Source organism: Xanthobacter autotrophicus, from assembly GCF_030015065.1.
Taxonomy (GTDB): domain Bacteria; phylum Pseudomonadota; class Alphaproteobacteria; order Rhizobiales; family Xanthobacteraceae; genus Xanthobacter; species Xanthobacter autotrophicus_D.
This window is the reverse complement of record NZ_JAIVFN010000085.1, coordinates 1-20,402: the sequence shown is the minus strand read 5'-3', so window position 1 is coordinate 20,402 and position 20,402 is coordinate 1. Positions and strand designations below refer to the sequence as shown.

Annotated in this window: 19 protein-coding genes; 12 read left to right on the top strand and 7 right to left on the bottom strand. The window is 70.0% G+C overall.

All coding sequences use genetic code 11. From position 1 onward, the window contains the following. The first annotated feature begins 155 nt into the window (after positions 1 to 155). The 4 genes from K9U40_RS16215 to lepA all read left to right on the top strand — a co-directional run bounded on the left by K9U40_RS16215 (position 156) and on the right by lepA (position 6,310). Positions 156 to 854, top strand: coding sequence for a uroporphyrinogen-III synthase (locus K9U40_RS16215; RefSeq protein ID WP_282891177.1), 699 nt, complete (start codon positions 156 to 158; stop codon positions 852 to 854). Between the two features lie 112 nt (positions 855 to 966). Further along, a complete protein-coding gene (locus K9U40_RS16210; RefSeq protein ID WP_282891176.1) occupies positions 967 to 2,613 on the top strand; it encodes a COG4223 family protein in 1,647 nt (548 codons plus the stop codon). Next, positions 2,610 to 4,289, top strand: a complete 1,680-nt coding sequence (locus tag K9U40_RS16205; RefSeq protein WP_282891175.1) for a heme biosynthesis protein HemY — start codon at positions 2,610 to 2,612, stop codon at positions 4,287 to 4,289. Before K9U40_RS16210 ends, K9U40_RS16205 begins: the two co-directional genes overlap by 4 nt. A 215-nt stretch (positions 4,290 to 4,504) precedes the next feature. Next, the gene (gene lepA, locus K9U40_RS16200; protein WP_282891174.1) at positions 4,505 to 6,310 is read left to right on the top strand and encodes a translation elongation factor 4; all 1,806 of its coding nucleotides are present in this window, start codon (positions 4,505 to 4,507) and stop codon (positions 6,308 to 6,310) included. A 194-nt stretch (positions 6,311 to 6,504) separates the two neighbouring features. Here the strand turns inward: lepA and K9U40_RS16195 are convergent, their stop codons facing one another. After that, positions 6,505 to 7,014, bottom strand: coding sequence for a hypothetical protein (locus K9U40_RS16195; protein ID WP_282891173.1), 510 nt, complete (start codon positions 7,012 to 7,014; stop codon positions 6,505 to 6,507). Between the two features lie 457 nt (positions 7,015 to 7,471). Here K9U40_RS16195 and groES point away from each other — a divergent pair, with 457 nt between their 5' ends. After that, positions 7,472 to 7,762: a co-chaperone GroES gene (gene groES, locus K9U40_RS16190; RefSeq protein ID WP_282891172.1), complete on the top strand. Its 291-nt coding sequence runs from the start codon at positions 7,472 to 7,474 to the stop codon at positions 7,760 to 7,762. A 76-nt stretch (positions 7,763 to 7,838) separates the two neighbouring features. Then, complete coding sequence (gene groL, locus K9U40_RS16185; RefSeq protein ID WP_282891171.1) at positions 7,839 to 9,485, top strand: chaperonin GroEL; 1,647 nt, start codon at positions 7,839 to 7,841, stop codon at positions 9,483 to 9,485. A 199-nt stretch (positions 9,486 to 9,684) separates the two neighbouring features. Here the strand turns inward: groL and K9U40_RS16180 are convergent, their stop codons facing one another. Continuing rightward, positions 9,685 to 11,169 (bottom strand): protein adenylyltransferase SelO, encoded by a 1,485-nt coding sequence (locus K9U40_RS16180; RefSeq protein WP_282891170.1) that lies wholly within the window; start codon positions 11,167 to 11,169, stop codon positions 9,685 to 9,687. A 180-nt stretch (positions 11,170 to 11,349) separates the two neighbouring features. Here K9U40_RS16180 and K9U40_RS16175 point away from each other — a divergent pair, with 180 nt between their 5' ends. Together K9U40_RS16175 and K9U40_RS16170 are read left to right on the top strand one after the other, a co-directional pair. Then, positions 11,350 to 11,721: a hypothetical protein gene (locus K9U40_RS16175; protein ID WP_282891169.1), complete on the top strand. Its 372-nt coding sequence runs from the start codon at positions 11,350 to 11,352 to the stop codon at positions 11,719 to 11,721. A gap of 36 nt (positions 11,722 to 11,757) precedes the next feature. Next, positions 11,758 to 12,711, top strand: coding sequence for a DUF1775 domain-containing protein (locus tag K9U40_RS16170; RefSeq protein WP_282891168.1), 954 nt, complete (start codon positions 11,758 to 11,760; stop codon positions 12,709 to 12,711). A 60-nt stretch (positions 12,712 to 12,771) separates the two neighbouring features. On the opposite strand, the gene K9U40_RS16165 is transcribed toward K9U40_RS16170, so the two are convergent. Further along, entirely contained in the window at positions 12,772 to 13,647 is an 876-nt protein-coding gene (locus K9U40_RS16165; RefSeq protein WP_282891167.1) for a LysR substrate-binding domain-containing protein, read from the bottom strand. A gap of 97 nt (positions 13,648 to 13,744) precedes the next feature. Between K9U40_RS16165 and K9U40_RS16160 the strand changes: the two genes are divergently transcribed. Then, positions 13,745 to 14,152: a tautomerase family protein gene (locus K9U40_RS16160; protein WP_282891166.1), complete on the top strand. Its 408-nt coding sequence runs from the start codon at positions 13,745 to 13,747 to the stop codon at positions 14,150 to 14,152. Between the two features lie 228 nt (positions 14,153 to 14,380). Here the strand turns inward: K9U40_RS16160 and K9U40_RS16155 are convergent, their stop codons facing one another. Both K9U40_RS16155 and K9U40_RS16150 read right to left on the bottom strand, forming a co-directional pair. Then, positions 14,381 to 15,040 (bottom strand): DsbA family protein, encoded by a 660-nt coding sequence (locus tag K9U40_RS16155; RefSeq protein ID WP_349239440.1) that lies wholly within the window; start codon positions 15,038 to 15,040, stop codon positions 14,381 to 14,383. Positions 15,041 to 15,261: 221 nt separating this feature from the next. Then, a complete protein-coding gene (locus K9U40_RS16150; RefSeq protein ID WP_282891164.1) occupies positions 15,262 to 15,765 on the bottom strand; it encodes a DUF721 domain-containing protein in 504 nt (167 codons plus the stop codon). Positions 15,766 to 15,846: 81 nt separating this feature from the next. Between K9U40_RS16150 and mutY the strand changes: the two genes are divergently transcribed. Further along, on the top strand, positions 15,847 to 16,998 hold the full coding sequence (mutY, locus tag K9U40_RS16145) for an A/G-specific adenine glycosylase (protein ID WP_282891163.1): 1,152 nt from the start codon (positions 15,847 to 15,849) through the stop codon (positions 16,996 to 16,998). A gap of 91 nt (positions 16,999 to 17,089) precedes the next feature. On the opposite strand, the gene K9U40_RS16140 is transcribed toward mutY, so the two are convergent. Next, a complete protein-coding gene (locus K9U40_RS16140; protein WP_282891162.1) occupies positions 17,090 to 18,310 on the bottom strand; it encodes a site-specific DNA-methyltransferase in 1,221 nt (406 codons plus the stop codon). Positions 18,311 to 18,654: 344 nt separating this feature from the next. Here K9U40_RS16140 and K9U40_RS16135 point away from each other — a divergent pair, with 344 nt between their 5' ends. Both K9U40_RS16135 and K9U40_RS16130 read left to right on the top strand, forming a co-directional pair. Next, positions 18,655 to 19,083 (top strand): Rieske (2Fe-2S) protein, encoded by a 429-nt coding sequence (locus tag K9U40_RS16135; protein ID WP_282891161.1) that lies wholly within the window; start codon positions 18,655 to 18,657, stop codon positions 19,081 to 19,083. 161 nt (positions 19,084 to 19,244) lie between these two features. Continuing rightward, positions 19,245 to 19,784: a hypothetical protein gene (locus K9U40_RS16130; RefSeq protein ID WP_282891160.1), complete on the top strand. Its 540-nt coding sequence runs from the start codon at positions 19,245 to 19,247 to the stop codon at positions 19,782 to 19,784. Between the two features lie 190 nt (positions 19,785 to 19,974). On the opposite strand, the gene K9U40_RS16125 is transcribed toward K9U40_RS16130, so the two are convergent. Beyond that, a complete protein-coding gene (locus tag K9U40_RS16125) occupies positions 19,975 to 20,355 on the bottom strand; it encodes an NAD-binding protein (protein ID WP_282891159.1) in 381 nt (126 codons plus the stop codon). Between the last annotated feature and the right edge of the window lie 47 nt (positions 20,356 to 20,402).

The following is a 20,402-nucleotide window of genomic DNA, read 5'->3' as shown; positions in this document are numbered from 1 at the left end:
CTCCCCAGCCCTCCCCCGCAAGCGGGAGAGGGGGCACGCGGGGAAAGGGAATGGTGTGCCTGAATGAGCAGGCGCCGCCGGAATGCGGTCCGCGCCCGCCTCCCTGTTTCGATGGTTCTTTTTGAACCGGGACACGTCTTTTTCCAGAGGCCGCCATGCATATTCTCGTCACCCGTCCGGAACCTGCCGCCGCCCAGACCGCCCAGCGCCTGCGCGCCCTCGGCCACGCGGTGACGGTAGATCCCATGCTGCGCATCGCGCCCCTGACGCCGGCGCTGCCGGAGGGGCCCTTTGACGCGGTGGCCTTCACCTCCATCAACGGCGTGAAGGCGTTCGCGCTGCATCCGCAGGGGCCGGCCTTCTTCCACCTGCCGGCCTTCGCGGTGGGGCCGCGCACCGCGAAGGAGGCCCGCGCCATCGGCTTCTCGAACGTCACCGACTGCGACGGCGACGCCTCGGCCCTCGCCGGGCGCATCGCCGGGGCGCTGCCCGCCGGGGCGCGGGTGCTGAACCCGGCCGGCGAGGACCGGGCGGCGGACCTTGAGGCGCTGCTGGCGGCGCCGGGCATCACGCTGGAGCTGGCCATCGTCTATGCCGCCCAGCCGGCCGATGCCCTTTCGGAGGAGGCGCGCGCGGCGCTCGCCAGCGGAACCGTGACGGCAGCTCTGCACTTGTCCCAGCGAACGGTGAAGACCCTGCTCAGATGCGTCGCCGCGGCCGGTCTTAACGATCGGTTGATTGAAGTGCGCCAACTGTGCCTGTCGGAGCAGGTGGCCGAACCGTTCGTGAAGGCCGGGTTGAAGGTGGAGGTGGCCACCGCGCCCAACGAGGACGCGCTTCTCGCCCTGCTGTGACGCGGCTGTGACACGACCTCGCGCAGCGGGGCTGTTGCGGCGCGGCGCGGGGCGGTCTATCCGGAACCGGTACAGCGGATCCGATCTCACGAGGGAGGCACGAGAGACGCCTATGGCGAGCGACGATCCGAAGGCGGAGGGCTTCGCGTCCCGCCCGTCCCGCACCCCGCCCACACTCGACCTGAAGGCCGAGGAGGTCGCGACCGCTCCGGGCGCGACCGGTCCGGCGAAGGAGGCCGGCGTGAAGGCGGCCGGAGCCCCGGAAGCCGGCACGGACCCCAAGGCGTCCGGCGCCGATGCCAAGCCCGGCGATGCCAAGCCCGGCGATACGAAGCCCGGCGATACGAAGCCGGGCGACATCAAATCCTCCGGCACCCCGCCCACGGGGCCGAAGCTGTCGGATGCCAAGCCGTCCGACCCCAAATCGACTGAGCCCAAGCCGTCCGAATCCAAGGCGTCCGAATCCAAGCCGTCCGAGGCGAAGCCGGCGGGATCGAAGCCCGCGGAAGCCGCGGCATCCGGCACCGGCGAATCGGTTGCGTCCCCGGATGCGGGCGCGGCCAAGTCCCCGTCCGGCGGCTCGGCTCCCGCCGCCGTGCCGGCTCCGGCGCGTTCGGGCGGCGGCGCGGTGTTCGCGGGGCTGATCGCCGGTCTCATCGGCGGTGGTGCCGTGGCCGGCGGCCTGTGGTACGCGCTTCCGCAATTCTTCCCGCCGCCCGCGCCCGTGGCGGCGCCGGCCCCGGCGGTGGACCTGTCGCCCCTCCAGAGCCGAATCGCCGCCCTCGAGGCGCGTCCGGCCTTCGATCCGCGCGCCATCGCCGCATTGTCCGAGCGGCTGGAACGCGGGGAAGCGACCCTCAAGGCCCTCGAAGGCACGGTGGCCGCCCTCAAGTCCGCTCCGGCTCCGACCGCCGCGCCCGCCGCCGCCGCGCCCGCTCCGGCACCCGCCGTGCCGGCGGCGCTGGCGAAGACGGTGGACGAGCTGAAGGTGGGCAGCGAGGCGACGGGCCAGGCGCTGGCCGCCGCCCGCCGCGACATCGAGGCCTTGCGCTCCGCCGAGACCAGCCTGCAGACCGCCGTGGCCGCCGCCGCCGCGGGCGCGCAGCAGGCCGGCGCCCAGGCCCAGTCCCTCGCGCAGACGCTGACCCCGAAGGTGGAGGCCGTGGGCCCGCGCCTCGACGCGCTGAAGAAGCAGATCGAGGAGGCGACCGCCGCCGCCACCGCCTTCAACCGCGCCGCCGCCGGCCTGGTGGTGCTCTCGACCTTCCGTGACGCGGTGGCGTCGGGCCGCCCGTTCGCCGTCGAGCTGGCAGCCGCCCGCACCACCCTCGGCCCGGCCGCCGGCCAGCTCGACCCGTTCGCGGCCGCCGCGACCGAGGGCTTCGCGTCGCCGGCGAAGCTCGCCGCCAAGCTCGCCCAGGAAGGCGCCGCCGCCATCGGCGCCACCCGGCCCGCCGCGCCGGCGCCGTCCTCCACCTCGCTGGTGGACCGGCTCATGGCTTCGGCCGAGAGCCTGGTGAAGGTTCGTCCGGCCGCGGGGCCGGGCTCGGTGGATTCGGAAGGCCTCGTCGCGACCGCCGTCGGCCAGGTGACGGCCGGACAGCTGGATGATGCCCTCGTCACGTTGAAGAAGCTGCCGGAACCCGTGCAGGCCCGCCTTGCCGTGATCCGGGAGATCGAGGCGCGCACCGCTGCGGTGCGCGTCGCCGGCACGCTCTACCAGCAGCAGCTCGCCGCCATTTCGGGGAAGGCACCGTGATCCGTCTCGTCTTCTTCCTCCTCCTCCTCGCCGCCATCGCCTTCGGCGTCTCCTGGCTCGCCGACCGGCCGGGCGAGATCGCCCTCGTCTGGGAGGGCTGGCGGGTGGAAACCACCGTGCCGGTAGCCCTCGCGGTCATCGCCGTGGTGGCGGGGGCCATGCTGCTGCTGTGGCGGCTGCTCTCCCTGCTGGTGCGCTCGCCGAAGATCATCGCCGCCTTCTCCCGCCGCCGCCGGCGCGAGAAGGGCTGGAACGCGGTGACGCGCGGCCTGCTCGCGGTGGGCATCGGCGACAATGCCGCCGTGCGCCAGGCCCGGCAGGAGGCCGCGCGCCTGCTCCCCCACGAGCCGCTGACCCACCTGCTCACCGCCCAGGCGGCCCAGCTCGACGGCAAGCACGAGGTGGCCGTGGCCGCCTTCCGCGCCATGGTGGACAAGCCCGAGACGCGCCTGCTCGGCCTGCGCGGCCTGCACATGGAGGCGCGCAAGGCGGGGGACAAGGTGGCCGCCTACGCCATCGCCGAGGAAGCCGCCTCCGCCGCGCCGACGCTCGGCTGGGCGGCGGATGCCGTGATCGAGGCGCGCTGCGCCGGCGGCGACTATGCCGGCGCGCGGGGCGTGCTGGAGCGCCAGATGGCGCTCAAGGGCATCGACAAGACCCAGTACCGCCGCCGCAAGGCGGTGCTGCTCGCCGCCGAGGCCGTCGCGCTGGAGCATTCCGACCCGCTGGTGGCGCGGGAGAAGGCGGTGGAGGCGGTGCGCCTCGCCCCGACCCTCGTGCCCGCCGCCGCCTGCGCCGGCCGCCTGCTGGGCGCCGCCGGAGAGCTGCGCAAGGCGGCCAAGGTGGTGGAGACCGCCTTCGCCGCCAATCCCCATCCCGAGCTGGCGGACGTGGAGGCCTATCTGCGTCCCGGCGACGCGGCGCAGGATCGCCTCAAGCGCATCCGCACCCTGGTGAACCGGGCGCCGAGCCACCGCGAGAGCGCCATCGCCCTCGCCCGCGCGGCCATCGACGCCCACGAGTTCCGCCAGGCCCGCCTGGTGCTGGAGCCGCTGCTGGCCGAGCCGAGCCAGCGCGTCTGCCTGCTCATGGCCGAACTCGAAGCCGCCGAACATGCCGATATCGGCAAGGCCCGCGAGTGGACCGCGCGGGCGGTGCGTGCCAATCGCGACCCCGCCTGGATCGCCGACGGCGTGGTGTCCGACCGCTGGGCGGCGGTGTCGCCCGTGTCCGGAAAGCTCGACGCCTTCGTGTGGGAGGTGCCCCCGGGCGTCTCCGCCACCCCCATCCTCGAGCACGAGGCCGAGCGGGTGAAGGCGGCCATCGCCGCCGTCCGCGCCAGCGAGGAGGCCAAGGCCGCAGTCGCCGCCGCCGAAGCCGCGGCCCTCGCCGCCGCCGAGGCGGAAGCCGCCGCGCTGGCGCCTCCCAAGGAGGAGCCGAAGCCTGCGGCGGTCGAGCCGGAGCCGGTCGCGGAGCCGGCGGCCATGGCCCCGCCGCCGCCGGCGGCGCCATCGCCCGCGCCGGCCACGCCGAAGCCGGAGGCGGGGCGCAGGACGTCGGCGCGACCCGAGCCCATCGTCGCGCTGCCGCCCCTGCCCGACGATCCCGGTCCCGGCCCGGAGGCCCCCGACGATCCCGAGGCTCCGGGCAAGAAACGCCGCCTGATGGGGCTTTGAGGCCCGCCTGACCATTGCGGCGCCTGTCGCCGCAAGGCCGGGGGAAGGCGAGGGGCGGCTGGCCCGCCTTTCTCCGCCCTTGAGGCCGCCTTCTCGCGGCGCATCCCCGTGGCGGCTCCGCCGCCGGGGGAAAGCCTCGGGATACGTCCCCGCGGAGGGGCCTTCCCGGACCCTGCCGCCTTGTGGCGAACCCGCGCCGATGCTATGCGGCGCGGATGACCGCCAGCGCCCAGAAGAACATTCGCAACTTCTCCATCGTCGCCCATATCGACCATGGCAAGTCGACCCTCGCCGACCGCCTGATCCAGATGACCGGCGGCCTCTCCGAGCGGGAGATGACGGAGCAGGTGCTCGACAACATGGACATCGAGCGCGAGCGCGGCATCACCATCAAGGCCCAGACCGTGCGCCTCTCCTACAAGGCGCAGGACGGCGAGACCTACACCCTCAACCTCATCGACACCCCCGGCCACGTGGACTTCGCCTATGAGGTGAACCGCTCGCTGGCCGCCGTGGAGGGCTCGCTGCTGGTGGTGGACGCCTCCCAGGGCGTGGAGGCGCAGACGCTGGCCAACGTCTACCAGGCCATCGACAACAACCACGACATCGTGCCGGTCCTCAACAAGGTGGACCTGCCCGCCGCCGAGCCGGAAAAGGTGAAGGCGCAGATCGAGGACGTGATCGGCCTCGACGCCTCCGAGGCCATCGGCATCTCGGCCAAGACCGGCCTGAACGTGGACCAGGTGCTGGAGGCCATCGTCACCCGTCTGCCTCCGCCCATGGGCGACCGCGAGGCGCCGCTGAAGGCGCTGCTGGTGGACTCGTGGTACGACACCTATCTCGGCGTCGTGGTGCTGGTGCGCATCATCGACGGCGTGATGAAGAAGGGCCAGCGCATCAAGATGATGGGCTCGGGCGCCTCCTATGACGTGGACCGCGTCGGCGTGTTCACCCCCAAGATGGTGGTGATGTCCGAGCTGGGCCCCGGCGAGATCGGCTTCCTCACCGGCTCCATCAAGGAGGTGGCGGACACCCGCGTCGGCGACACCATCACCGAGGAGAAGCGCCCCTGCACGCAGATGCTGCCGGGCTTCAAGCCGGCGCAGCCGGTGGTGTTCTGCGGCCTGTTCCCCGTGGATGCGGCGGACTTCGAGGACCTGCGCGCCGCCATGGGCAAGCTGCGCCTGAACGACGCCAGCTTTTCCTACGAGATGGAGACCTCGGCGGCGCTGGGCTTCGGCTTCCGCTGCGGCTTCCTCGGGCTGCTGCACCTGGAGATCATCCAGGAGCGGCTCGAGCGCGAGTTCAACCTCGACCTCATCGCCACCGCCCCCTCGGTCATCTACGAGATCGAGATGACGGACGGCTCGGTGATCGACCTGCACAACCCGGCCGACATGCCGGACGTGGTGAAGATCGAGGAGATCCGCGAGCCGTGGATCCGCGCCACCATCCTCACCCCGGACGACTATCTCGGCTCCGTGCTCAAGCTCTGCCAGGATCGGCGCGGCAACCAGATCGAGCTCACCTATGTGGGCGCGCGCGCCATGGTGACCTACGATCTGCCCCTCAACGAGGTGGTGTTCGACTTCTACGATCGGCTGAAGTCCATCTCCAAGGGCTATGCCTCGTTCGACTACCAGATCACCGAGTATCGCCCCGGCGACCTGGTGAAGATGTCCATCCTGGTGAACGCAGAGCCGGTGGACGCCCTTTCCATGCTGGTCCACCGCACACGGGCGGAGGCGCGCGGCCGGGTGATGTGCGAGAAGCTGAAGGACCTGATCCCGCAGCACTTGTTCAACATCCCGATCCAGGCCGCCATCGGCGCCAAGATCATCGCCCGCGAGACCATCAAGGCCCTGCGCAAGGACGTGACCGCCAAGTGCTATGGCGGCGACATCACGCGAAAGCGCAAGCTTCTGGACAAGCAGAAGGAAGGCAAGAAGAAGATGCGCCAGTTCGGCAAGGTGGAGATTCCGCAGGAAGCCTTCATCGCCGCGCTGAAGATGGACGAATAGGGCGCCCCGCTGTCCGGGGCTCGTCCCGTGGCCTGAACGCGGCCATGCGCCCGCGCCGGCACGCCTCGCCGCCGGCCTGCCTCCGGCTTATTTCCTGGTTGCAGGCCGATTAACTGGGCCTTCGATGTGGGCGCGAGGACGGGCCGATGGGGACGGAATCGGCCGGCGGGGGCCGGCCGATCGGGCGCGCCGGCTCAGGAGCAGCGCACGTAGACCATGGTGCCGTAACGGCGGGAGACCTCGGGATCCATCCACTTCAGCACCAGCACGTTGCCGTCGAAGCGCACCACCTGGCGGTCGCGCTCGCCGCCGGCCGGGTCCTCGGGAGGTCCGATGAAGGTCGGGCCGCCGGCCACCTGCTTGGAGACCACCTCGGTCAGCTTGTTGTCGTCGGCGAGGTACATCATGACGCCGCCATTGGTGCCGGCGGTGATGACGTAGGGGTTGGAGCACTGGGCGCGGGCCTGGTTCTCGGTGCGGGTGGCGTCATCCGGCCGGTGATAGGCGGCAAGGCCCCAGCGGCCCACGAGGCGGTCCGGCGGAATGGGGCTGGTATATTGCGGGCGGGCCGCGGGCGGCGGCTCGGTGGGGCCGCTCGCGCACCCGGCGAGCAGGAGCGCCATTCCGGTTACGGCAACGCCCAGCAGACCGGCGCGGCGCGCGGCGCCCGCATGCGACTTCGATCCCGCAAACATCTTCGTCATGTGATTTCCGAGGCCTCCCGCCGCCTGGGATACATAGTTCGATTGCCCGCCACCAGCCGGTGCCGCCGACCATAATGGCTGACGCCGCCCGCGTCGATGCCGCCGCGCATCCCGAATCCGGGGCATCGCGCGGCATTCATACACCACCCTGGGGCACGCCCCGATCGGATTGCACCGCAATCCGATCGGATCAAGCGTTCCCGTTTCCCAGGTTAAGAGCGGGATGGTTACGGCTTTGCTAGAGCGCGATCCGATCAGATTGAATCCATCTGATCGGTGAATCGCCCTCTAAATTCAAGAAAGAGCACGCGCCGTGGGCGGGCGGCGCGATCCATGCTGCGGCGCGCCTTGACGGGACGGGGCGGCCCGCTTATCTCCGCTGCGAGCTTGGCACTCTGCAATGGAGAGTGCCAGAACCGGCGGGCCAGAGGCTCGCGTCCCTCGGAGAGGTAGAAAGATGTCCTTCCGTCCCCTGCACGACCGCGTCGTGGTCAAGCGCATCGAAGCCGAGCAGAAGACCGCTGGCGGCATCATCATCCCCGACACCGCCAAGGAGAAGCCCCAGGAGGGCGAGGTGATCGCGGTGGGTCCCGGTGCGCGCGACGATGCCGGCAAGCTCGTTCCCCTCGACGTGAAGGCGGGCGACTTGGTGCTGTTCGGCAAGTGGTCCGGCACCGAAGTGAAGATCGACGGCCAGGACCTGCTCATCATGAAGGAAAGCGACATCCTCGGCGTCATCGCCAAGTGAATCGCGCGGCGTGAATGTCGTCGTCACGTGACGGCGGGCTGAACGCATTCGAAATCCACAGATCCAGGAGGCCGTAATGGCTGCCAAAGAAGTAAAGTTTTCCGGCGAAGCGCGCGAGAAGCTGCTGCGCGGCGTGGACATCCTCGCCAACGCGGTGAAGGTCACCCTCGGCCCCAAGGGCCGCAACGTGGTGATCGAGAAGAGCTTCGGCGCCCCCCGCATCACCAAGGACGGTGTGTCGGTGGCCAAGGAGATCGAGCTCGAGGACCGCTTCGAGAATCTCGGCGCCCAGCTGGTGCGCGAGGTCGCCTCCAAGACCAACGACCTCGCCGGCGACGGCACCACCACCGCCACCGTGCTGGCCCAGGCCATCGTGAAGGAAGGCGCCAAGGCGGTTGCCGCCGGCATGAACCCGATGGACCTGAAGCGCGGCATCGACCTCGCCGTCGCCGCGGCTCTCAAGGACATCCAGGGCCGGGCCAAGAAGGTCTCCTCCTCTGCGGAAGTCGCGCAGGTGGGCACCATCTCCGCCAACGGCGATGCCTCCATCGGCGAGATGATCGCCGGTGCCATGCAGCGTGTGGGCAATGAAGGCGTCATCACCGTCGAGGAAGCCAAGACCGCCGAGACCGAGCTCGAAGTGGTCGAGGGCATGCAGTTCGACCGCGGCTATCTCTCTCCCTATTTCATCACCAATGCGGAGAAGATGATCGCCGACCTGGAAGAGCCCTACCTCCTCATCTTCGAGAAGAAGCTCTCCGGCCTCCAGCCCATCCTGCCCGTGCTCGAGGCGGTGGTGCAGACCGGCCGTCCGCTGGTCATCGTGGCCGAGGACGTGGAAGGCGAGGCCCTCGCCACCCTCGTGGTGAACAAGCTGCGCGGCGGCCTGAAGGTCGCGGCCGTGAAGGCGCCGGGCTTCGGTGATCGCCGCAAGGCCATGCTGGAGGATATCGCCATCCTCACCGGCGGCACCGTGATCTCGGAAGACCTCGGCATCAAGCTGGAGAACGTGACCCTCGCCCAGCTCGGCCGCGCCAAGAAGGTGATTCTCGAAAAGGAGAAGACCACCATCGTGGACGGCGTCGGCGAGAAGTCCGACATCGAGGCCCGCGTCAACCAGATCAAGGCCCAGATCGACGAGACCTCCTCGGACTACGACCGCGAGAAGCTCCAGGAGCGCCTGGCCAAGCTCGCGGGCGGCGTCGCGGTGATCCGCGTCGGCGGCTCCACCGAGGTGGAAGTCAAGGAGAAGAAGGACCGCGTGGACGACGCGCTCAACGCCACCCGCGCCGCGGTGGAAGAGGGTATCGTTCCCGGTGGCGGCGTGGCCCTGCTGCGCGCCAAGAAGGCGGTCGAGCTCGTCACCTCGGACAATCCCGACATCACCGCCGGCATCAAGATCGTGCTGCGCGCCCTTGAGGCCCCCATCCGCCAGATCGCCGAGAATTCCGGCGTGGAAGGCTCCATCGTGGTGGGCAAGGTGCAGGAGTCCAACGATCCGAGCTTCGGCTTCAACGCCCAGAGCGAGGAATATGTGGACATGATCGTCGCCGGCATCGTCGATCCGGCGAAGGTGGTGCGCACCGCCCTTCAGGATGCGGCTTCCGTGGCCGGCCTGCTCGTCACCACCGAGGCGCTGGTGGCCGAGCTGCCGAAGCGCGACAGCGGCATGCCCGCCATGCCCGGCGGCGGCATGGGTGGCATGGGCGGCATGGACTTCTGAGGAAGTCCAGGCCGACCAAGGTCTTGAGGGCCGAAGCCGGCAATGCCGGCTTCGGGGGCGGCATGGACTTCTGAGGAAGTCCCTTCGTCTCAGAGTTTGCGAGAGGGCGCGGCTTCGGCCGCGCCCTTTTCGTTTGAACCGAGGATCGCCACGGCCGACAGGGTGATCGCGGGAATAGCCAGAATTTTCAAACGCTCCCTCACGTCCCGCAGAACGTCTGGTAGCCTTCCATCTGCGGCGGCAGGTCGGCGTAGCGGGCGAAGGCGGGCTGCTCCTCGAAGGGGTGCGCCAGCACCGTGTTCAGCGCCTCGAATGGGCCGAAATCACCCTCGCTCGCCGCCGCGATCACCTGCTCCACCAGGTAATTACGCGGGATGAAGAGGGGATTGACGCGGTCCATGGCCGCGCGCGTCGCCGCGCCGTCGCGTCCGGTCGAGGCCAGCCGCTCCCGCCAGCGCGTGGCCCAGGCGTCGAACGCCTCCCGGTCGAGGAACAGGTCGCGCACCGGCCCCCCGGCGTCCGGGTCGGCGGCAAAGGCCCCGAGCCGGCGGAAGGTGAGGGTGAAATCGGCCTTCGACGCGGCCATCACCGACAGCAGCTCAAGGGCGAGGGCGACATCTTCCTCCTCCGCCGCCCCGTCCGTGCCCGCAAGGCCGATCTTGGCGACGAGGCCGGAATGGTAGGCGGCCCTGAAGCGCGCCGGGAACTCCTTCAGCGCCCCGTTGGCGGCGGCGATGGCCGCCTCCTTGTCCTCGCCCAGCAGCGGGATCAGGCATTCGGCGAGGCGTGCCAGGTTCCAGTGGGCGATGTCCGGCTGGTTGCCGTAGGCATAGCGGCCCATCTGGTCGATGGAGGAGAACACGGTTTCCGGGTCGTAGGCATCCATGAAGGCGCAGGGGCCGTAGTCGATGGTCTCGCCGGAAACCGACATGTTGTCCGTGTTCATCACGCCGTGGATGAAGCCGACGGTCAGCCAGCGCGCCACCAGCGCCGCCTGACGGCCGATCACCGCGTTCAGCAGCGCCAGATAGGGTTCGGTCGCGTCCTTCAGCTCCGGGTAATGCCGGGCGATGGTGTAGTCGGCCAGCTGGCGCACCGCGTCCGTGGCCTTGCGGGCGGCGAAGAACTGGAAGGTGCCGATGCGGATATGGCTCGCCGCCACCCGCGCCAGCACGGCGCCCGGCAGCGGGCGGTCGCGCAGCACCGGCTCGCCGGTGGTCACCGCCGCCAGCGCCCGCGTGGTGGGGATGCCCAGCGCCGCCATGGCCTCGCTGACGATATATTCGCGCAGCACCGGGCCCAGCGCAGCCCGGCCGTCGCCCCGCCGCGAGAAAGGCGTGGGGCCGGAGCCTTTCAGCTGGATGTCGCGGCGCCGGCCGGCACGGTCCACCACCTCGCCGAGCAGGATGGCCCGCCCGTCGCCGAGCTGGGGCGAGAACTGGCCGAACTGGTGCCCGGCATAGGCGAGGGCGATGGGCTCCGCGCCCTCGGGCACCCGCTGGCCGGCGAACATCTCGACGGCCTCGGGAGTGGCGAGGGCGTCGGGGTCGAGCCCCAGCTCCTCGGCCAGGGGCGTGTTCACCTTCACGAGGCCGGGCGCCGCCACCGGCGTGGGCGTGACGGGGGCGTAGAAGCCCGGCAGGTCGCGGGCGTAGGAATTGTCGAACGGGAAAGGGGCGGACATGGTGCGGCAATCTCCCCCGGGGCGGAAAAGGGGCAGACCCCCCGGGCCATCAACGATGGAGAAAAGGTGGGGTCTTCCCCCGGCGATGTCCAGCATGAGGCTTCGCCCGCGCGTCTCCGCCGGCGCGAGGGACCCATGATGCCCCTTGCGGCGGAGGCAGCCGGGCCTTAAGCCTCGGGCATGGCCCGGCGCCTCTTGCTGCGGGACCTTCTGGCCCGCCTCGCCCTCGCTTATCTGCTTGTCGGCCAGCTGCTGCTGGGCGGAGCGGCGGCGGCGCAGCATGCGGCAATGGGGCTTGCGGTCGATGCCCATGTCCTGTGCACCGGCGGCGGTTCCGCGCCGTCCGCGCCGGATGCCGCGCATGACGCCCTGTGCTGCCTCATGGGCTGCACCGCGAGCGGCGCCCAGCCCCTCGTCGATGCCGGGCCCGTGGCGTTCCTCGCGCCTCCGGCGCGCCTTCGCCTCGCCCGTTTCGCCATTCCGGCCCATTGCGTCGTCGGCGTGGCGCGCACGTTCGCCTTCGAGGCCACGGGACCTCCCGCGCGCGCCTGACCCGCTTTCAGACCGGATCAAACGCGCGAGGATTCCATGACCCGTATTCTGCTTTCGGGCGCGGCGCTGGCCGTCGCCCTCTTTACTTCGTCGGCGCAGGCCCATGTGACGCTGGAGAAGGCCGATGCCACGGCCGGCACCTTCTACAAGGCCGTGCTCAAGGTGGGCCACGGCTGCGAGGGTTCGCCCACCACGCAGATCAAGGTGACCGTCCCCAACGGCTTCGTGGCCGCCAAGCCCATGCCCAAGCCGGGCTGGACGGTGGAGACCGCCAGCGGTCCCTATGACCGCGCCTATGCCTTCCACGGCAAGCCGGTGGCCGAGGGCGTCACCGCCATCACCTGGAGCGGCGGTTCGCTGCCGGACGGCCAGTATGACGAGTTCGTCTTCGTTGCCTTCCTCGCGCCCGAGGCCGGCGCGCGGGCGGCGCCGGTCCCGGTGGTGCAGACCTGCGTCAAGGGCGAGCATCGCTGGGTCGAGGTAGCCCAGGGGGGCGCGAAGCTGGCCGCGCCCGCGCCGGTGCTGAAGATCGCCGCCGCGGGGGCCGCCGCGCCTGCGGCCGGCACGGTCGAGGCCGGCGATCTGGTGATCGACGCACCGTGGAGCCGCGCCACGCCGGGCGGTGCCAAGGTGGCCGGCGGCTTCCTGCGCATCACCAATACCGGCACCACGCCCGACCGTCTGCTGGGCGGCACCTTCTCCCGGTCCGGCAGCGTGCAGGTGCACGAAATGGCGGTGAACAACGGGGTCATGACCATGCGCGAGCTGGCGGACGGCCTGGAGATCGCGCCCGGCCAGACCGTGGAGCTGGCCCCCGGCGGCTATCACCTCATGTTCATGGACCTGAGGGAGCCGCTGAAGGAGGGCGAGACCGTCACCGGCACGCTGCGATTCAAGACGGCGGGCACGGTGGATGTGTCGTTCGTCGTGCGCGGCATCGGCGCGAAGGCGGGAGCGCCTGCTCCGGCCGCGGGCGGTCACCAGCATTGAGGCCGCGCCGGCCGGCCCGCGGTCGATGGCTTCCGGGGATGCGCGCGCATCCCCGGCGGCTCATGCCACGGCGTAGAGCGGATGCTCCCGGCGCAGCTCCTCCTGCAGGATCTCCTCCACCTTGACGAGGGCGGGAGGGCGCGTGCCGGGCCGGCCATAGAGCACGAATTCCATGTCCGGCAGGCTGGCGCGGTCGAGGTCGGCCACCACGGCAAGGTCGGGCCGGAGCGCGCGCTGCGAGCGGATGGTGACGCCGATGCCCGCGCCCACCGCGGCCATCAGCCCCGGCAGGCTGGGACTGGTGAAGGCGATGCGGAACGGCCGTCCCGCCGCGTTCAGCGCCGAGATGGCGGCGCTGCGGCAGATGCAGGGGCTCTCGAACAGCACCAGCGGCACCGGGGCGTCCCGGTCGAGGCGCAGGTGCCGGGCGGCGATCCACACCATGGGCTCGCGCAGCAGCAGGGTGGCGGGCAGGTCGCTCTCGTTGCGCAGGCCCACCGCAATGTCGAGATCCTCCGCTTTCAGCTTGTCCAGCATGGCGGCGGTGGTGCACACGCGCACGGTGATGGGCGCCTGCGGAAAGCTCGCGGCGACGCGGGTGAGGATGCGCTGCATCACCGCCTCGCCCACGTCCTGCACGAAGCCGAGCCGCAGCGGCTGGGCGAAGGCGCCGTGCACGTGCTGGGTGAGCAGGCGGTCGTTGAGGTCGAGGAGGCGGCGGGCGTCCTCCAGGAAGGCGGCGCCGCGCGGGGTGGGCGACACCGCCCGGCCGCGCCGTTCCAGCACCTGGAAGCCCAGGGCCTCGGCGAGCCGGTCCATCTGCAGGCTCACCGCCGACTGGCTGCGCCCCACCTTGCGCGCGGCCGCCGAGATGGAGCCGAGATCGGCCACGGCCGCGAAGCTGCGCAGGAGATCGAGATCGAGATTGCGGATCATGGTATGAGCTTAGCCGATTTCCCGGATTTTATAATTCAAATTTTCTCATGAAAAGTCCGGGCGTAGGTTGTCGGCATCCGAACCCATGGAGGACGCCATGCCCATTCTCGATGTGAAGCTGTCCGGCGCGCCGAACGCCGCCCTTGCCGCCGAGGTGGCTGCCACCCTTTCCGATCTGACCGCCCGCATCCTGCGCAAGGACCCGAAGGTGACGGCCGTGGCCATCTCCTTCGTGCCGCAGGAGCAGTGGTTCGTGGGCGGCGCGTCGCTGGCGGCGAAGCGGGCGTCGTCGTTCGTGCTCGATATCCTCGTCGTGGACGGCACCAACACCAAGGATGAGAAGGCGGCCTATCTGGAAGCCGTGTTCGCCGCCATGGGCCGCTTGCTGCCGCATCTCGACCCGGAGAGCTACATCCTGGTGCGCGAGGTGAAGGCCGACGCCTACGGTTATGGCGGGCGCACCCAGGAAAGCCGCTATGTGGAGAAGAAGCTGAAGGCGGCGTGAGAGGCGAGGGAGCCGCTCCGGCGTCGGCGCCGGCCCGATTGGTGCTTGAAGACGCCCGGCCCGTCCGGCGATCCACGGCGCGGTGTGGTCGGCGCTTCGATGTCCCGCCGCGCCACGGCGCAGCCTTGGATGCCCCGGACTAGCCGGGGCGTGAAGGTGTTTCAACAAAGGCAGGCCGGATGCCGCCCGCGACGGCAGCCGACCGTTTCGCGCGTCAGGTCGGCCGCTTTACTTGCCGGCGAGCAGGGGCGCCAGTTCCTTGTCCCACTCGGCGATGCCGAGGGCGCCGGAGACCTTCTTGCCGTTGATGAAGAAGGTGGGGGTCGCGTTCACGCCCAGCTCCTTGTTGGCGTAGAGGGCGCTTTCCTGCACCTTCTCGCCGAGGGTCTGGTCGGTGAGGCACTTCTCGAAATCGGCCTGGCTCATGCCCGCCTGCTTGGCCACCGTGAGCAGGCCCGCGGCCGGATCGTTGCTGTAGGCCCAGGTCTTCTGCGTCTCGAACAGGGTCGAGACCATGGGGAAGTATTTGTCCTCCGGCATGCAGCGCGCCAGCATGAACGCCGCGGTGGCCACCGGCTCGAACGGGAACTCGCGGAAGACGAAGCGCACCTTGCCGGTGTCGATATACTTCGTCTTCAGCTCGGGGAAGGTGGTGGTGTGGAAGGCGGCACAGTGGCTGCACGTCATGGAGGCGTATTCCACCACCGTCACCGGCGCCGTCGCGCTGCCCACCGCCTTCTCCGCAAGCGGGCTCGCGGCCGGGGCCATGAGCTTGGCCTGGTCCACCGTCTGCGCGGCGGCCGGCTCGAGGGAGAAGGGCAGGCCGAGGCCGGCGGCGAGGGCGGCAAGGCCGGCTCTGGCCAGGAAACGGCGGCGATCGAGAATCATGGACATCTCCGAAAGGTCCGGCGTCGGATCCGGCGGGTCCCGCACAGGCGGGGTCCGGATGCGCCACATCGCCGAATCCGCTGACTTGACGAACGGTTGAGGCAGCCAGGGGCAGGGCGCCCCGGTCCTTGATCCATGGCGCTCTAACATGTCGGCCATATGGCGGCAAACCGTGCGCGGATCACAGCTTGTTCAGCCGCGCCCCGGTCCGTGACGGGACTTCAGGCGCTGCCGCGCCCGCGCTCGCGCCGCACCAGCGCGCCGAGCTTTGCCAGCGATGCGGCGAGTTCCTCGTCCTCGAACGTGCCGATCTCGCGGCGCACGGCGGCGATGCTCGACGGCTCGGGCTTCGGCGGCAGGGGCGGGCGGGCATGGCGCTGGGGCACCGGACCCTGGCGCAAGGCGAGCCGGCCGACGCAGCGCCAGCCGAAATAGGCGTTGATGCGCTCCACCACCACGCCCGCGGCATATTGCAGCTCGATGGCATAGGCGCCCTCCACCCGCACGATGAGGGTGGCGGCGGCGCCGTCCTCCTTCGGCCATTGCAGGCGCACGGGCGCGCAGCGGGGGGCGAGGTCCGGACCCACGATCTCGTCCCAGTGGGTCACCACCTCCACCACCGAGAAGCCCGCCTTGCCGCACAGGTCGGCGATGCCCGGCGCGACGAAGTCGGCCAGCGGCCTCGGGCCGGAAGGGCGGCGGAACGGCGGGGACGGATTCGACACGGGCGGCTCGGGGCTCGGCTGGAGAGGGGGAGGGATGAAGCGGCTCTTGTCCTGCGGCGCCGACGCGGCCACCTTGGCCGCATGACATCCTCTCCCGCCGCAAGAGCTGCCGCAAGAGCCCGCGCACGTACCGGCGCACGAGTCGGCTCACCTGCCGCCCCGAAGGCTGCGCCCCGTCCCGGCGAACCCGATCCGGCCGCGCTGCTCGACTGGTACGACCGCCACCGCCGCCGCCTGCCCTGGCGGGCGGAGCCGGGGCGCCGCGCCGATCCCTACCATGTGTTCCTCTCGGAGATCATGCTCCAGCAGACCACGGTGAAGGCGGTGGGGCCTTATTTCGGTGCCTTCCTGGCCCGCTGGCCCAGCGTGTCGCATCTTGCCGCCGCGCCGCTGGAGGAGGTGCTGTCCGCCTGGGCGGGGCTTGGCTATTACGCCCGCGCCCGCAATCTCCACGCCTGTGCCAAGGCGGTGGTGGCGCGCCACGGCGGGCGCTTCCCGAAGGACGAGGAGGCCCTGCTCGCTTTGCCCGGCATCGGGCCCTATACCGCCGCCGCCATTGCCGCCATCGCCTTCGACCGGCCGGCGAGCCCGGTAGACGGCAATATCGAGCGCGTCATCTCCCGCCTTCATGCCATCGCGGAGCCTCTGCCGGGGGCGAAAGGGACCATCAAGGCCCGCGCCGCCGCTTTGACACCCGCGCAGCGGCCGGGGGATTTCGCCCAGGCCATGATGGATCTCGGCGCCACCATCTGCACGCCGAAATCCCCCGCCTGTTCGCTCTGCCCCTGGATGGAGCCGTGCGTGGCGCGCGCTCAGGGCGATGCCGCCAGCTATCCGGTGAAGGCGCCCAAGGGCGAGAAGCCGAGGCGCGAGGGCACCGCCTTCCTCGCCGTGCGGGTGGATGGGGCGGTGCTGCTGCGCACCCGGCCCGACAAGGGCCTTCTGGCCAAGATGACGGAGGTACCTTCGACGCCCTGGGACACGCGCGCGGGCGCCAAGGTACCTGCCCGGCCGGAGGACCATGCCCCGCTTTCCGCCCGCTGGCGGCCGTTGCCGGGGGTGGTGGAGCACGTCTTCACCCATTTCGCGCTGACGCTCGCCGTGCGGTGGGCGGACCTGCCGGCTTCGACGCCCGCGCCGGACGGTCACCGCTGGGTGCGGCCGGAGGCGTTCGGCCGTGAGGCATTGCCCTCGGTGATGCGCAAGGTGCTGGCGCACGGAGGGATCGGATAGGGGCCATGTCCCCCCCTCCCTCACGACAGGGGCTGGGCATGACGGCACGTGTCTGGGAGCGTCGGCCCGCGCCGGTGCTCCCCCGCTGCGCCTATTCCGCGGCGATGCCCATCTCGGCGCGCAGGCGGGCGCGCAGCACGTCGATGGGGTGGCGGCGGCCTTCTTCCTCCACGTGCCAGAAGGTCCAGCCGTTGCAGGCTTCCGCCCCCTGCGCCAGCGCGCCGACGCGGTGGATGGAGCCCACATTCTGGCCGCCGGCCAGCGAAAGGGTGCCGTCCGCCCGCACCACGGCGCGGAAGCGGCCCTTGGCGTCGGTGAGCTCGGCGCCGGGCATCACCAGGCCGCGCTCCACCAGCACCGAGAAGGCGACGCGCGGCGCTTCCCGTGCGCTGGGCGGGGCGATAAGGGCGTCTTCCGGCAGGGGCTCGACGGCCGCGATGCGGGCGCGGGCAGCCTCCGCATAGGCCTCTTCCCGCTCGATGCCGATGAAGGAGCGGCGCAGGCGCTTCGCCACCGCGCCGGTGGTGCCGGAGCCGAAGAAGGGGTCGAGCACCACGTCGCCGGGCTTCGTCGCCGAGAGCAGGATGCGGGCGAGCAGGGCCTCGGGCTTCTGGGTCGGATGGAGCTTGCGCCCGGCCCCGTCCTTCAGCCGCTCCTGGCCGGTGCACAGGGGGAACAGCCAGTCCGAGCGCACCTGCACGTCTTCGTTGCCGGCCTTCAGGGCTTCGTAATTGAAGGTGTATTTGGCATCCGCGCTGCGGGCGGCCCAGATCAGGGTCTCGTGGGCATTGGTGAAGCGCCGGCCCCGGAAGTTGGGCATGGGATTGGCCTTGCGCCACACGATGTCGTTGAGGATCCAGAAGCCCAGATCCTGCATCATGGCGCCGACGCGGAAGATGTTGTGGTAGGAGCCGATGACGAACAGCGTGCCGTTGGGCTTCAGCGCCCGCCGCGCGGCCAAGAGCCAGGCGCGGGTGAAGGCATCATAGGCGGCGAAGCTGTCGAACCGGTCCCAGTCGTCGTCCACGGCATCGACCAGGCTCTCGTCGGGCCGCTTCAGTTCGCCGCCGAGCTGGAGATTGTAGGGCGGATCGGCGAACACGAGATCGACGCAGTTCGCCGGCAGGGCCGCCATCTCCTGGATGCTGTCGCCGAGGAGGATCTGGTCGAGGGGAAGGTTTCCCGGCGCGCCGCCGGCCGCCTCCCGCGCCCGCTTCGCCGAAGATACGGCGCGCGCGGCACGGGGTGCCGAAAGCACCGGCTCGACGGCCAGGGGGGCCGTACCGGCCGCGTTCGCGGCGCGTGGTTCCATACCGGCCGCATTCGCGGCCCGGGGGGCCGCCAAGGGGGCAGGCTCGGCATACTCCGGACAAACGCCCAACCGGCGCGCCGTCCGTCCGGCTGCCCCCTTGGCCACACTACGCATGACGCAACCCTACGCAACGCTTACGAACAGGCAGGAGTGTGGCCGGCAGGGGTTAAGGCGGGGTGAAGGGGAGGCGGGTTCGCCGGGCTTCTCGGCCGCGGCGGCGGAGCTTTCCCGCATTTCCCCCGAAACCCGACAATCCCCCGTGGCGCCGATCTTGCTTGTAGCTGGTCCATGTCGGCTTCCCGCCACGGGAAGCATCCTGCATGTCCGGGGGAAGGCGCGATCCCATGAGTGAGCTTTTCGCCGTATGTGCCACCTATGAGGTCGATGACGGCGACGCGCGCGGCTTCGTGCTCGCCCGGCTGGACGAGACCGGCGCCAGCAAGAGGTGGCCCATCCTCATCACGCGCAGGTCCAACACGTTCTACGGCTTCGAGAATGCCTGCCCGCACGAGGGCACGCGCCTGGACGTGGTGCCGGGGGAGTTCTTCGACCGGGAGGGCAACTTCCTCACCTGCGGACGGCACGGGGCCAAGTTCGATCCCGACACCGGCCAGTGCTTCATCGGCCCCTGCCAGGGCAAGGCGCTGACGCCGATCAAGCTCGTCATCGACGACGGCGATGTGTGCCTGGTGGATGTCGAGCTGGCGGAAGAAGACGGACTAGACATTGAGGACCCCAACGAGGTCCCCGAGGTCCTGATCACGGGCGATTGACGCGGGCCGCACGGTCCGCCGACCAGAGGTCGCGCCCGCAAGAGGGCGCGGCAGACCGCGACGGTGCGGCTCGCGCGGCAACGACTGCCGATGCGGGCGACGGCACCGAAGCCAAGCCCACCACGACCTCCACACTCGACCTCCACAAAGGACCATCCCTTATGACTGCCATTGCAGAAACGCCGTTTGCCAAGCTTGAAACCGAGGGCCGGCTGCTGAAGCCCAGCCTGAACGCCGACACCCACGTGGCTGGCCGCTTCGGCTTTCGCGGCGAAATCTCCTATGACGGCCCCGAGACCCTCCTGAAGGAGGTCTTCGCCGTTTCTGAAGCCGGCCAGCCGGCCATCGGCTTTCTGGCCGGCTCCATCGCCGAATTTGAAACCCTGCCCAAGCTGGTCGAGACCTTCGGCGCGGCCTTCAACGCCGACGGCAGGTATCTCATCTATATCGCGGACCTGCCGCAGGGCAATCGCCTGTCGATCCAGTTCGGCGATGTGAAGATCTTCGCGATCTTCATCGATGGCACCTCGGTCTATAATGAGCTGATCGACACGTTCTACGTGGATAAGGTCAAGCTCAAGAAGTACGACACTGCGGCCAAGCTCGATGCCCTCGCCGATGTTGGCCTGAAATATTCGTCGCCTTCGGACTACAAGGAAGTGTCCTACGAGGACGGACTGGCGATCAAGAACGCGGCCTGAGCCGCGCTCCGACACATTGCCCACACAGCCCGCCGGAGCACGTACCGACCACATCATGCCGGATCGTCACGTGCTCCGGGGCTGGATCAGAGCGCTTTCCGTTCGCCTCGGCTCACGGCCATCGCTCTTGGTTTATGGCGTTGACGGGTTTTCTTCACGCGAACCGGTCTCCACTTCGCTTGAAAACGCTTTAGCTTTTGCGCACCCCGTTCATCTGCCCCACCACATCCACCAGCAGCGGCACGTTCTTCTCGCCGTTGCCCAGCCCCTCGGCGGTGGCGTAGAGGTTCTTCACCGTGGCGCTGATGAAGGCCGCCGCGCCGGTGTTGGTGGCGAGGTTGGTCACATAGCGCATGTCCTTGTGGGCGTTGGTGATGGTGAAGCGGTGCGCGTTCACGTCGCCGTCCAGCGCATAGCCCATGAAGGTGCGGTAGAAGCCGCAATCCATGCGCCCGCCGCGGATCACGGCGTCGAACACCTGTGGCGTCACCCCCGCCTTGGCGGCCAGTGCCAGCGCCTCGGCATAGATGGCGCCGTAGCCCAGCGACAGGAAATTGTTGAGCAGCTTCATGGTGTGCCCTGTCTCCTATACACATCTCCGAGCCCACGAGACTGCAG

Coding starts and splice junctions, on each gene's coding strand:
- K9U40_RS16180 (WP_282891170.1), bottom strand. CDS start 11,169: ATGTCCGCCCCTTTCCCGTTCGACAATTCCTACGCCCGCGACCTGCCG.
- K9U40_RS16165 (WP_282891167.1), bottom strand. CDS start 13,647: ATGATCCGCAATCTCGATCTCGATCTCCTGCGCAGCTTCGCGGCCGTG.
- K9U40_RS16135 (WP_282891161.1), top strand. CDS start 18,655: ATGAGTGAGCTTTTCGCCGTATGTGCCACCTATGAGGTCGATGACGGC.
- K9U40_RS16170 (WP_282891168.1), top strand. CDS start 11,758: ATGACCCGTATTCTGCTTTCGGGCGCGGCGCTGGCCGTCGCCCTCTTT.
- K9U40_RS16160 (WP_282891166.1), top strand. CDS start 13,745: ATGCCCATTCTCGATGTGAAGCTGTCCGGCGCGCCGAACGCCGCCCTT.
- groL (WP_282891171.1), top strand. CDS start 7,839: ATGGCTGCCAAAGAAGTAAAGTTTTCCGGCGAAGCGCGCGAGAAGCTG.
- K9U40_RS16175 (WP_282891169.1), top strand. CDS start 11,350: ATGGCCCGGCGCCTCTTGCTGCGGGACCTTCTGGCCCGCCTCGCCCTC.
- K9U40_RS16140 (WP_282891162.1), bottom strand. CDS start 18,310: ATGGAACCACGCGCCGCGAACGCGGCCGGTACGGCCCCCCTGGCCGTC.
- K9U40_RS16125 (WP_282891159.1), bottom strand. CDS start 20,355: ATGAAGCTGCTCAACAATTTCCTGTCGCTGGGCTACGGCGCCATCTAT.
- K9U40_RS16155 (WP_349239440.1), bottom strand. CDS start 15,040: ATGATTCTCGATCGCCGCCGTTTCCTGGCCAGAGCCGGCCTTGCCGCC.
- K9U40_RS16210 (WP_282891176.1), top strand. CDS start 967: ATGGCGAGCGACGATCCGAAGGCGGAGGGCTTCGCGTCCCGCCCGTCC.
- groES (WP_282891172.1), top strand. CDS start 7,472: ATGTCCTTCCGTCCCCTGCACGACCGCGTCGTGGTCAAGCGCATCGAA.
- K9U40_RS16130 (WP_282891160.1), top strand. CDS start 19,245: ATGACTGCCATTGCAGAAACGCCGTTTGCCAAGCTTGAAACCGAGGGC.
- K9U40_RS16215 (WP_282891177.1), top strand. CDS start 156: ATGCATATTCTCGTCACCCGTCCGGAACCTGCCGCCGCCCAGACCGCC.
- K9U40_RS16195 (WP_282891173.1), bottom strand. CDS start 7,014: ATGACGAAGATGTTTGCGGGATCGAAGTCGCATGCGGGCGCCGCGCGC.
- mutY (WP_282891163.1), top strand. CDS start 15,847: ATGACATCCTCTCCCGCCGCAAGAGCTGCCGCAAGAGCCCGCGCACGT.
- lepA (WP_282891174.1), top strand. CDS start 4,505: ATGACCGCCAGCGCCCAGAAGAACATTCGCAACTTCTCCATCGTCGCC.